9 protein-coding genes are annotated in these 12,069 nt (G+C 65.8%); 6 read left to right on the forward strand and 3 right to left on the reverse strand.

The annotated features are described in order from the left end of the window. Positions 1–288 precede the first annotated feature (288 nt). The 5 genes from crtY to VF662_RS12720 all read left to right on the forward strand — a co-directional run bounded on the left by crtY (position 289) and on the right by VF662_RS12720 (position 6,458). A complete protein-coding gene (crtY, locus tag VF662_RS12700; RefSeq protein ID WP_464141786.1) occupies positions 289–1,398 on the forward strand; it encodes a lycopene beta-cyclase CrtY in 1,110 nt (369 codons plus the stop codon). Positions 1,399–1,486: 88 nt separating this feature from the next. Continuing rightward, positions 1,487–2,686, forward strand: a complete 1,200-nt coding sequence (gene sucC, locus VF662_RS12705) for an ADP-forming succinate--CoA ligase subunit beta (protein ID WP_464141788.1) — start codon at positions 1,487–1,489, stop codon at positions 2,684–2,686. Between the two features lie 13 nt (positions 2,687–2,699). Beyond that, complete coding sequence (locus tag VF662_RS12710; protein ID WP_464141790.1) at positions 2,700–3,449, forward strand: electron transfer flavoprotein subunit beta/FixA family protein; 750 nt, start codon at positions 2,700–2,702, stop codon at positions 3,447–3,449. After that, positions 3,446–4,375 (forward strand): electron transfer flavoprotein subunit alpha/FixB family protein, encoded by a 930-nt coding sequence (locus VF662_RS12715; RefSeq protein WP_464141793.1) that lies wholly within the window; start codon positions 3,446–3,448, stop codon positions 4,373–4,375. The genes VF662_RS12710 and VF662_RS12715 overlap by 4 nt, the downstream gene beginning before the upstream one ends. Before the next feature lie 58 nt (positions 4,376–4,433). Further along, complete coding sequence (locus tag VF662_RS12720; RefSeq protein ID WP_464141797.1) at positions 4,434–6,458, forward strand: M3 family metallopeptidase; 2,025 nt, start codon at positions 4,434–4,436, stop codon at positions 6,456–6,458. Here the strand turns inward: VF662_RS12720 and VF662_RS12725 are convergent. From VF662_RS12725 to nhaA, 3 genes are read right to left on the reverse strand one after another with little or no spacing between them, the layout of a single operon-like run. Beyond that, positions 6,455–7,459, reverse strand: a complete 1,005-nt coding sequence (locus VF662_RS12725) for a histone deacetylase family protein (protein WP_464141799.1) — start codon at positions 7,457–7,459, stop codon at positions 6,455–6,457. The two genes, VF662_RS12720 and VF662_RS12725, sit on opposite strands and share 4 nt — an antisense overlap. A gap of 1 nt (position 7,460) precedes the next feature. Next, positions 7,461–8,753 carry a hypothetical protein gene (locus VF662_RS12730; RefSeq protein ID WP_464141802.1) on the reverse strand — a complete coding sequence of 431 codons (1,293 nt, stop codon included), beginning with the start codon at positions 8,751–8,753 and terminating at the stop codon, positions 7,461–7,463. Then, entirely contained in the window at positions 8,750–10,033 is a 1,284-nt protein-coding gene (gene nhaA, locus VF662_RS12735) for a Na+/H+ antiporter NhaA (RefSeq protein WP_464141804.1), read from the reverse strand. The genes VF662_RS12730 and nhaA overlap by 4 nt, the downstream gene beginning before the upstream one ends. A 124-nt stretch (positions 10,034–10,157) precedes the next feature. Between nhaA and VF662_RS12740 the strand changes: the two genes are divergently transcribed. Continuing rightward, positions 10,158–11,537 (forward strand): glycosyl transferase family protein, encoded by a 1,380-nt coding sequence (locus VF662_RS12740; RefSeq protein WP_464141806.1) that lies wholly within the window; start codon positions 10,158–10,160, stop codon positions 11,535–11,537. The last annotated feature ends 532 nt before the right edge of the window (positions 11,538–12,069 follow it).

Raw genomic sequence — 12,069 nt, forward strand, 5'->3', positions numbered from 1 at the left:
TGAGGCCGGGCAGCGACGGCCCTTGCCTCTGCCCGCCTGCGCTCTCGGCGTAAGCCGGAGCGGCGGAAACGAGCGCCATGGAAAGCGCCGCGATGACGGGCGGCCTCAGCATCCTCTAGCAGTACATCCCTGTTTTACCTGTGTTAAAGCGCTGAATGGCGCTGATCGGTTCCACAGCCGCCACGTTATGCCAACGGCTTTAAGAAAACAGTACCAAAATGACGCTCCCCGTTCCGCATCTGTAACAGCCGGTAGCGCAAGGCTAAGTCGCTGATGTAAGTGGCTCATATGGCCAAGGGAAAGCGGGACGGATTGCTGATCGCGGGCGGCGGGCTGGCGGGGTGCCTTGCAGCCATCGCGGTCGCCAGGGCACGGCCGGAAATACCGCTTCTGCTGGTCGAGGAAGGCGAGAGCTTCGGGGGCAGCCACATCTGGCCCTTCTACGACGAGGATGTGGCGGCGGAGGACCGCTGGCTGGTCGAGCCCATGATCGCCAAAGCGTGGCAAGGCTATTACGTCGCCTTTCCTGGGCAGAGCCGGAAGTTCAGGGCCGGCTATAACAGCGTCCGCTCGGCCGACCTGGATGCGGCGGTGCGCGCTACGTTGCGGCCCGACCAGTATCGGCTGGGCACCAAGGTAGTGGCGGTGCGGGACAACGAGCTCGTCCTGCTCGGTGGCGAGAAGATCAAGGCCGACGGTGCGCTCGACGCACGGGGGGCCGCGAACCTCTCGATGTTGGAGCTCGGCTGGCGGAAGTTCGTCGGGCGCGAGTTCATCTTCGCGCAGCCGCACAAGGTCGACCGGCCGGTGCTGATGGACGCGACCGTCGAGCAATTGGACGGCTTCCGCTTCTTCCAGTGCCTGCCGTTCAACGAGACTCGGATGCTGATCGAGGATTGCTATTATTCCGACACTTCGGACTTGCCGGCGGACGCGGCCGAGCGGCTCGACGCCTATATCAGGCTGCGGGGGTGGAAGAAGCGCCGCATGCAGCGCGAGGAAAGCGGAGCGCTTCCAATTGCGCTCGGCGGGGATTTCGGCGCTTTCTGGCGGGTCGGCGGGGCGCGGGTAGCGAAGCTCGGCCTCCGCGGCGGCTTCTTCCATCCCACCACCGGCTACACGCTTCCTGACGCAGTCCGAACCGCCGTCATGCTGACGCAGCAGCGGGATCTCACCGGCGCCGCTCTCCACGATCTGTTCGAGCAGGAGGCAGCTGCCTTGTGGCGGAAGCGCGAGGCGTACCGCGCCTTCAACGCCGCCCTGTTCCACGCGCCCGCCCAAGATCGGCGCGGCATCTTCGAGAGCTTCTACGCCCTCGATCCGGCGCTGATCTCCCGCTTCCACAGCGGCAGCCTCGGGATGCTCGATCGGATGAAGCTTACCAAGCTCGGCAGATAGGTCCCGGCGAGATCCCGCGCACGTGGAGCGCTTTTCATCCTGAAGCGCTTGTGCTTTAGGGCCGCGAGACGTCTTCCAAGGGATCCCGATGAACATCCATGAATATCAGGCCAAGGAGCTGCTCGGAAAGTTCGGAGTACCGGTGCCGGCCGGACATGCCGCCTTGAGCGTCGAAGAAGCTGTTGCAGCCGCCGAGAAGCTCCCCGGTCCGCTCTACGTCGTGAAGGCGCAGATCCACGCCGGCGGCCGCGGCAAGGGCAAGTTCAAGGAGCTCGGGCCCGACGCAAAGGGCGGCGTCCGCCTCGCCCGCACGCTGGATGAAGTCCGCGCCGCAGCCTCCGAGATGCTCGGCAACACGCTCGTAACGATCCAGACGGGACCCGAGGGCAAGCAGGTCCAGCGGCTCTACGTCACCGACGGTGTAGACATCGCCAAGGAATTCTACCTCGCGCTGCTCGTGAACCGCGAAACGGGGCGCATCTCGATGGTCGCTTCCACCGAGGGGGGAATGGACATCGAGACCGTGGCTCACGACACGCCGGAGAAGATCCACACGATAGACATTGACCCCGTCACCGGGTTCATGCCGCACCACGGGCGGGCTGTGGCGGGCGCGCTGGGGCTCGAGGGCGATCTCGCCAAGCAGGCGGCGAACGTCGCCTCCAGGCTTTACGACGCATTCCTGGGTACCGACGCCGCGCAGATCGAGATCAACCCGCTCGCGATCACGGATGACGGCAAGCTGATGGTGCTCGACGCCAAGGTCGGCTTCGATTCGAACGCCATTTTCCGCCACAAGGATTTGATGGAGCTCCGCGACGAGAGCGAAGAGGATCCGATGGAACTCGAGGCGTCGAAATACGACCTAGCCTACATCAAGCTGGACGGCGACATCGGCTGCATGGTGAACGGGGCCGGGCTCGCGATGGCGACGATGGACATCATCAAGCTGAACGGCGCCTTCCCGGCCAACTTCCTCGATGTCGGCGGCGGCGCTTCGAAGGAGAAGGTGACGGCGGCGTTCAAGATCATCCTCTCCGATCCGGCCGTGAAGGGTATCCTCGTCAACATCTTCGGCGGGATCATGAGGTGCGACATCATCGCCGACGGAATTATAGCCGCGGCGCGCGAGGTGGACCTCTCCGTGCCGCTGGTCGTGCGGCTCGAAGGCACCAATGTCGAGGAAGGCAAGGCGATCCTGGCGCAGTCGGGCTTGCCGATCGTCGCTGCCAACGATCTTGGCGACGCCGCCCGAAAGATCGTCGCTCAGGTGAAAGAAGCGGCTTAGGAGAGAACAGGCAATGAAGCTCCTCGTCCCCGTCAAACGGGTCATCGACTATAACGTGAAGCCGCGGGTGAAGGCGGACGGCACGGGCGTCGATCTCGCCAACGTCAAGATGAGCATGAACCCGTTTGACGAGATCGCGGTCGAGGAAGCCATCCGCCTCAAGGAGAAGGGCGTGGCGACGGAGATCGTGGCGGTCTCGATCGGTCCGGTCAAGGCGCAGGAGACGCTTCGCACCGCCCTTGCCATGGGCGCGGACCGCGCGATCCTCGTCACCACCGATCAGGAAGTGGAGCCGCTCGCCGTCGCCAAGATCCTGCAGAAGATCGTTGCTGAGGAGACGCCGCAGCTGGTAATCCTCGGCAAGCAGGCGATCGACGACGATGCCAACCAGACTGGGCAGATGCTGGCCGCCCTGCTCGGCTGGGCGCAGGGCACGTTCGCCTCGAAGGTCGAGGTGGACGGAAGCGCCGTCGACGTCACTCGCGAGGTGGACGGCGGCCTTGAGACGGTGCGCCTGAACCTCCCCGCGATCGTCACCACCGATCTTCGTCTGAACGAGCCGCGCTACGCCTCTTTGCCCAACATCATGAAGGCTAAATCGAAGCCGCTGGCCCAGAAGACGCCTGCCGATTACGGTGTCGAGATCGCACCGCGCCTGACGACCCTGAAGGTGACCGAGCCCTCGAAGCGTCAGGCGGGCGTGAAGGTCGGCTCGGTTGACGAGCTCATCGACAAATTGCGTGAAACGGGAGTTGTGGGATGATCGCGCTCGTCTTGGTCGAACATGAAGGCGGGCAGCTGAAGGATGCGACGCTCGCCACCGTGACCGCCGCTTCGAAGCTCGGGGAGGTCCACCTCCTCGTCGCCGGCGAGAATGTCGGCGGAGTCGCGGAAGAGGCGGCGCGGATCGCCGGCGTGGCGAAGGTCCATGTCGCCGACAACGCCGCCTACGCGCATGGCTTAGCTGAGAATGTGGCGCCGCTCGTGGTCGAGCTGATGCAGCATTGCGACGCCTTCCTGGCCCCCGCCACCACCACCGGCAAGAATATCGCGCCGCGCGTCGCCGCCTTGCTCGACGTGATGCAGATTTCCGACATCCTCTCGGTCGAGGGGCCGGACACGTTCACCCGCCCGATCTATGCCGGCAACGCCATCGCCACCGTTCAGTCGTCCGACGCCAGGAAGGTGATCACCGTCCGCGGCACCGCGTTTGAGAAGGCAGCGAAGGAAGGCGGCTCGGCAACGATCGAGCAGACGGGCGGCACCGGCGATACCGGCCTCTCCAGCTTCGTCGGCCAGGAAGTCGCGCATTCGGAGCGGCCGGAGCTGACCAGCGCCAACATCATCGTCTCCGGCGGCCGTGCACTGGGCTCCTCGGAGCAGTTCCACGCGCTGATCGATCCGCTGGCGGACAAGCTCGGAGCCGCCGTCGGCGCAAGCCGTGCCGCGGTCGATGCCGGCTATGCTCCCAACGATTACCAGGTCGGCCAGACCGGCAAGATCGTCGCCCCTGAAGTCTATATCGCGGTCGGCATCTCGGGCGCCATCCAGCACCTTGCGGGCATGAAGGATTCAAAGACGATCGTCGCCATCAACAAGGACGAGGACGCCCCGATCTTCCAGGTCGCCGACATCGGGCTGGTCGGCGACCTCTTCAAGCTGGTGCCGGAGCTGACCGAGAAGCTCTAGCCGCTTTGGGAAGATGAGCGAAGCGTGATAGCCTTCCCCGGTCCGTGGGGGAGACTCGATGATGCCTATCGTTCGTCCGCTTGCCGCCGCCTTGCTTTTCGGCGTTTCCGCACCGGCGCTTGCCGCCGAGTACAAGCCCGTCTCAGATGCCATTCTCGGCCCCATCCTCGCCGACCCCCAGAGTGCGGGAGAGGTGGCGAAGATGTGCGACACGCGGCTCGCCGCCATCGGGACGCTGCAGGCGAAGGTGGAGGCGATGCCGCTTTCGGCACCGGCCATGACCCTGCTCGCGGCCTATGACGATCTCTACAACCTGACGATGAGCGCGCTCTATGCGGAGCCCGGCCTCATCAAGGATACCCATCCCGACGCTGCGATCCGCAAGGCGGCGGAAGACTGCAACCAGCGCACCAGCGAAGCGCAGACCCGCATGATGATGTCCCGGCCCATCTTCGAGCGGTTGCAGGCCGCGGAGAAGAAGGGCGTACCGGCCGGGCTCCGCTACATGCTGCGCCGGCAGATCGACAATTACCGCCGCTCCGGCGTTGACAAGGATGAGGCGACGCGGAAGCGGGTTGCCGAGCTGCAAAAGGCGATCACCGAAACCTCGCTCGAGTTCGATCGCAACATCAACGAAGGCGTCCTGACAGTCGCTGCAAAGCCGGAGGAGCTGGCGGGGCTTCCCAAGGATTATATCGACGCGCATCCGCCCGGGGCCGACGGGCTGGTGAAGATCACGACGGCCTATCCCGACGTGTTTCCGGTGCTGCGCTATGCGAGCAGCGAGAATTTGAGGAAGCGTGTGCGGATCGCGTTCGACAGCCGTGCCTTTCCGAAGAACGACGCCGTGCTGAAGCGCCTGCTCGTCCAGCGCGCCGAGCTCGCCAGGCTTCTCGGCTACCCCACCTACGCACATTACGATCTCGCCAATCGGATGGCGCGTGACCCGGCGAAGGCGCAGACTTTCGTCGACGAGATCGCAGCTTCCGCCCGGCCGAGCGCCGAAAAGGACGCGGCGCGGATGCTTGCCCGCCTCCGGAAGGACGATCCTTCGGTGCAGAAGCTGGGGCTCTGGAGCTATTCCTATGCAAGCCGCCTGATCCGGACCGAGGATTACCAGGTCGATCCGCAGGTCGTGCGCCAGTATTTCGCGTTCGAGAAGGTGCGCGGCGGCATCTTCAAGCTTACCGAGGATCTGTTCGGGGTCCAGATCCGCCCCTGGCAGACGGAGGTCTGGGCGCCGGAGGTGAAAGCCTTCGAGATGGTCGAGAACGGCAAGGTGATCGGCCGCTTCTACCTCGACATGCATCCGCGCCAGAACAAGTTCAGCCACGCCGCTATGTTCCCGATCCGCCTCGGCATCAAGGATCGCACCGTCCCGGTTGCGGCGCTGATCTGCAACTTTCCGCCGGGCCTCATGGAGCATGGCGACGTCGTCACCTTCCTCCACGAATTCGGACACCTGCTGCACTGGACGTTCGCCGGCCAGGTCGGTTGGGCGGCGCAGAATTTCAGCGAGATCGAGAACGACGTGACCGAAGCGCCCTCGCAGCTGCTCGAGGAGTGGGTATGGGACTATGATACGCTGAAGCGCTTCGCGACCAACGAGAAAGGCGAACCGATCCCCGCAGCGCTGGTCGAGAAGATGAATGCCGGCCGCCGCTTCGGCGAGGCATTTTCGGCGCTTGGGGACATCGGGCTGGCGGCAGTTTCGCTCGATTATTATGTCGGCGATCCGGCCCGCGAGGATCTGACCGGCGCCTTCAAGACGACCTTCAGGCGGTATGTTCCGGTCGAGGAGGCGGAAGGCACGCACCCGCAGGCGTCGTTCGGGCACCTGAGCGGCTACGGCGCGGCTTATTACACCTACGGCTGGTCGAAGGCGCTCGCCACGGACCTGCTCAGCCAGTTCCGCAAGGCGGGCCTGCGCGACGCGGCCACCGCCCGCAAATACCGGCGGATGATCCTTGCGCCGGGCGGATCGGAGTCGATGAATGTCCTGGCGAAGAACTTCCTCGGCCGCGACTGGTCGGTAGATGCCTACCGGCGCGAGCTGGAGCGCGGCCGCGGGGCGGCGGACTAGAAGCCTTCGAGGAAGGCCGCCACGTTCCTGCCCAGCGCGTCCACCGCATAGCCGCCTTCCATGACGATCAAAGTCGGCAGGCCCAATGAGGCGATGCGGCGGGCGAGGATCGGGTAGTCGTCCGTCTGGACTTCGAAATAGCTGATCGGATCGCCCGCAAAGGTGTGGGCGCCGTAGGAGCAGATCAACAGGTTGGGGGCGTAGGCGGCGATCGCCTCGAGCGCCCGATCCAGAGCCGCGCCGAACCCCGAAATTGTCGTGCCCTGCGGCAGCGGGAGGTTGAGGTTCGCGCCTTCGCCCTCTCCCTCGCCGCGTTCGTCCGAATGGCCCCAGTAGAAGGGATAATCGCTGGCCGGATCGGCGTGGATCGAGGCGAAGAAGACGTCGCCGCGGCCGTAGAAGATGTCCTGCGTGCCGTTGCCGTGATGATAGTCGATGTCGAGGATGGCGACGCGTCGTCGGCCCGCGGCGATCGCGGCTTCGGCGGCGATGGCGGCGGTGTTGAGGAAGCAATAGCCGCCGAAATAATCGGCTCCGGCATGGTGGCCGGGCGGACGGCAGAGCGCGAAAGCGGACCGGTCCCCCTCCAGCACAGCGTCGAGGGCAGAGAGCGTCGATTGAGCGCTCCAATATGCCGTCTGCCATGTCCCATCAGCGATGGGCGTGCAGGTATCGTAGGCGTAGCGGCCGAGCCGGGCGTCGATGCGGTCCAGCCTCAGTGGACGCCGCCGCGCCACCGGGAAGGCATAGGGGATGGCATCGCCCTCGCGTCCTGCCGCGACCCAATCCGAATGCGCAGATTTCAGGAATTGAACATAGTCGCCGGGGTGGACGCGGAGGATCGGCTCCTCGCCATGATCCCGCGGCGGCTCGGTGGGCGGCAGCGCATCCAGGATCGCCTGCGCCCGCGACGGGGTCTCGGCACAGGGCTCGAAACGGCCGTTATGGATCTCCAGCGCCGGCGCGTGGGCGAGCTGGCGCGGATCCCAGAAGCAGCGCACCCTAGCGGCGGACGAGCAGGTCGCTCGGCAGTGTCGGCTCGGAGATCACCCGCTCCATCGCCGCCCAGCGCGCCCTCGGGTCCGGCCCGGCGGCTTCGACAAAGGCGCGGACCATGTCCTGTCCGAGGCCGTAGTTTATGACGTAGCTGCGATACTGAGTGGTGAAGTCGATCGACTGCTCCGCGCGCTTCTTGGAGACGAGCTGGTACTTCTGGGTGAGCGCAACCGCTTCGTCGCGGCCAATCCGGCCTTCGAGGAATTCTCGCGCGATCGTGAAGCGTGCGCCTGCAAGCTCGCTCGTCGCCTTCAGAAGATCGAGATACTTGTCCGCATCGCGCGTCGCCAACCCGGCCAGCGGATAGAGCGCCTGACTTTCGTAGCGGAGCCGCTCCGGGCCGGGGAAAGCCAGGTCGATGCCGTAATTGGCCGAGCCTTCGGCGATCAGGGATTGCGGCGAATAGAGCGGATAGACGCTGAACTCGGCCCAGCCTCTGCCCTTGGTCAGCTTCTGCTCGAGCAGCATGTTGAGCGCGTGGTGCCCCGGATAACCCTCGTGGCAACCAAGATCGACGGCGCGGCTGATGCGGATCGGCAGATCGGTGTTGATCTGGATGAGGCTGTTATAATTGCCCTGATAATAATTGTAGCCGGACCAGCTCTTGCCGGTGACGAACTCCATCTTGAACGTCTCGCCCGGGGGCAGCTGGATGTGCTGCACGGTGCGGCGCTTGCACTCCTGGATGGCGGCGTCGAACACCGGCTGAAGCCGCTCCTTGGGAATGGTGAAGCGGTTCTGGAAAGCGTCGACCCGCTCCGAAAGCGGCCCGGAGCCGGGCACCAGCATCTCGATCCGCGCGAGTACAGGATCGTAGGCGGAGAGCGGCTTCAGCTCCACCCGCACTCCAAACAGGCCCTGCGCCTCTTCGGCGAAGCTCAGTTTCTCCCCCTGGATCATGCGGAGCCGGGTCTGCGCGGCCCGGAGCTGCGCCAGCAGGAAGTCGCGCCGACGGCGCTCGATCGGCTCCAACCCGGCAGCCGGGATCGCGGCGACGCGGGCGGAGAGGGCCTCCGCCTCCTTGGCGAGAGCAGCGACAGAGCGAGGCGCCGCCTTGGCGGCATCGGCCCATTCCTTTGGGCCGTAATAGGCATCGACATAGCCCGGCTCGCGCTCGCCGATCTCGAGCGTCATCTGGACATAGTCCTTTGCGATCTCGTCGAGGCTGTCGCGGCCCATCGGGCTCGATACGCATCCCGCCAGCAACATCGCGGCGAGGAACAGATGGAATGGCTTCATCGCGCCGAATCTTCGGTGCTCGAAACGTCCCCGTCAACGTCTATCTCACCGTTCAGCGCGCGATCCGCCGCCGGCTGGCCTGCAGGCGTTGGAGCGAACCACAGGATCGCGAACCCGGCCAGCGCGGAGAGGAAGGAGCCGATGAGGACACCGATCTTCGCCTCCTCGACCAGCAGCGGCGAATTGGGAAAGGCGAGGGCGCCAATGAAAAGGCTCATCGTGAAGCCGATGCCGCAGAGGGCGGAGACGCCGTACACCTGCATCCAGCTCGCGCCGCGGAGGGGCGAGGCGATGCCGAGCCTCACAGACAAATAGACGGCTCCGAAGATTCCGATCTGCTTCCCGAAGAAAAGCCCGGCAGCAATGCCGAGCGGGAGCGGCGCGAACATGTCTTCCAAGCTCAATCCTGCGAGCGAAACGCCTGCGTTGGCGAAGCCGAACACCGGCACGATCAGGAAACCGACGATCGGCGCGAGCGCATGCTCCAGCCGGTGAAGCGGAGAGACATTCGAATCCGGCGCTCCCGGCGTCTTCACGAGCGGCACGGCCGTCGCGGTCAAGACACCCGCGATGGTGGCGTGGACGCCGGAGAGCAGGACCGCGTACCACAAGAGGGCTCCGCCCAGGAGATAGACCCACAGCGAGGAGGTTCCGCTCTTCCCCATCGCATACATGACGAACAGGATGCCCGCTGCGATCCCCAGATAGAGCGTGTGAAGGGAGGGCGTGTAAGCGAGCGCGATGATCGCGACGGCGCCCATGTCGTCGACGATCGCGACGGTCGTGAGGAAGAGCTTCAGCGACGTTGGAGCCCGGCTGCCGAGCAGCGCCAGCACGCCGATCGCGAAGGCGATGTCGGTCGCTGCCGGGATCGCCCAGCCGCTCACGAGGCCGCCATGCTTCCAGGTCAGCAGCAGGTAGATTGCGGCGGGGACCGCCATGCCGGAGCCGGCGGCGATGAAGGGGAGGCGCCGCCGGTCCCATGTGGAGAGGCGGCCGTCCAGGAACTCACGCTTGATCTCCAGCCCGACGAACAGGAAGAAGATGGCCATCAGACCGTCGTTGATGACGAGGTGCGCCGTCAGCGGCCCGTGGCCGCGAGACAGTTCCGGCCCGATCGCATCGTGGAGGATGTGGTGATAGGCGTCCGCGAACGGACCCTTGGCAACGATCAGCGCCAGTGCCGCGGCCGCAATCAGCAGAATGCCGCTCGCCGCCTCGCTGTCGAGGAACTCCCGAAGCGCCGACCTGCCGCCGCTGCGCTCGATCCTGTCGGCCATCTTTCCTCCGGTCGCTTGCGGGGGGCGTAGCGGCTTCGGGCACCAGGGGCAAAACCCCGGTAATTCACGGCATTGCCTGAGCTTACTCCAGATCGGATCAATTCTTCTCCGAATCGGGGTAAAGATGGACCAGATTTTGGGGGCTATCGGCATTGCCATGCGCGAGACGGCGCTGTTCGCGGCGTGCGGGTTCCTGCTCCTCGGCGTCAGCGATCTTGCCGTCGACCTGATCTGGATCGGCCGCACCTTGTGGCGGCGCTGCACCGTCTACCGCCGCTTTCAACGTGCCTCTGCCGACACCCTTCCCGCGCCGGAGCGTCCGGGCAGGCTTGCTGTGTTCGTGCCTGCTTGGGACGAGGGCGCCGTCATAGCCGACATGCTCCGACACAGCATCGCCACGTTCGAGCACCCCGATTACCGCATCTATGTGGGCTGCTATCCCAACGACCCTGCCACCATCGCCGCCGTCAGGGGGGTTGCAGATCCGCGGGTCCGGCTGGTGGTCGGGCCGGTGCCGGGGCCGACCACGAAAGCGGACTGCCTCAACCGCCTCTGGGAAAAGATGCTGCAGGACGAGGCGGCGGAAGGGCTCGGGTTCAAGGCCGTGGTCCTGCACGACGCCGAGGATGTGGTGCATTCCGCCGAGCTCAGGATCTTCGACCTGCTGATCGAGCGCTTCGACCTCGTGCAGCTGCCGGTGCTGCCATTGATCGATCCGAATTCGAGGTGGATCGCGGGCCATTATGCCGATGAATTCGCCGAATCGCACGGCAAGGAGCTGGTCGTGCGGGAGGCGCTCGGAGCCTCCCTCCCCTCCGCCGGCGTCGGCTGCGCCTTCTGCCGCGACACCCTGGGCGAGATCGCCGAAGAGCACGGCGCACCTTTCGATGCCGAAAGCCTGACGGAGGATTACGAGCTGGGGCTCCGGCTTCGCCCGATCGGCGGCACTGCGGCCTTCGTCCGGCTGAGAGCCGCGGCGGGGCGGCCGATGGTGATGACGCGCGAATATTTCCCCGGAACGCGCGAGGCGGCGGTCAGCCAGAAGGCGCGGTGGATGGTGGGGATTGCACTGTCCGGCTGGGACCGGCTCGGCTGGAACGGCGGGATTGCCGAGCGCTGGATGCGGCTTCGCGACCGGCAGGCGGTGCTCGCCTCGCTGCTGCTGTTCGCCGGCTATCTGTCGCTGCTGCTGTGGAGCGTACTGTTTCTGGCGCGGGCGTTCACCCGGTTCGAGCCCGATCCCATACCCCCTTTCCTCGCCCTGCTCCTTGAGCTCAATCTGGCGCTGCTGGGGTGGCGGCTGGCGATGCGGTCCACCTTCGTTGCCCTGGCTTATGGCTGGCGGGAGGGCCTGCGTTCGATCCCGCGCGTGGTCGTCAGCAACATCATCGCGATGATGGCCGCACGCCGCGCCGTCTTCCGCTATCTCTCCATCCGCCGCACCGGCAGCGCCTCCTGGGACAAGACGGCGCACTTTTTCCCCGCGCAGGTGCCGGCCGAATGAGCATCCCGCCGCCGCTCCGCTTCCTCGGTGCGGTGCTCGGCGGCTGGACCTGCCTTCGGGTGGCGATGCTCGCGCCGGGATGGGCCGGGTCCCCTGGAGCCTCGCCCCTGCCTCAAATGGCCCCGCCTCCCCTCGTGCATTACCCCACGCCTTCGCCCGCTGCGGGAACGCCGGGCCCCGCTGCGTCTATGCTCCTCCCGAGATCGGCCGAGTGCGGCTCATGCGGAGCACCAGTCCGTCGGGCCGTTTACCCCGTCATCTTCGAGCCCCCTTTCCTACCCACACAGTTCGCCGGCCTGGCTGCACCTGCCGGGCCGCAGTCTCCGTCGGCGCCTGAGCCGCTCTTCTTCCAAGCCACCTCCGTGCCTTCACAAAGTCCCCTCCTCGCCCGATTGCCGGAGGAGCGGCGCTGGTCGTCGGCCGCCTGGGCGTTCGTCCGGCAGGGGGACGCGCAGTCGCTTGCCGCCGGGGGAACGCTCGGCGGCAGCCAGCTGGGCGCCCGCTTCGCCTACCGCATCAACGGTGATCCGCA

The organism is Allosphingosinicella sp. (genome assembly GCF_036387215.1).
Lineage (GTDB): Bacteria > Pseudomonadota > Alphaproteobacteria > Sphingomonadales > Sphingomonadaceae > Allosphingosinicella.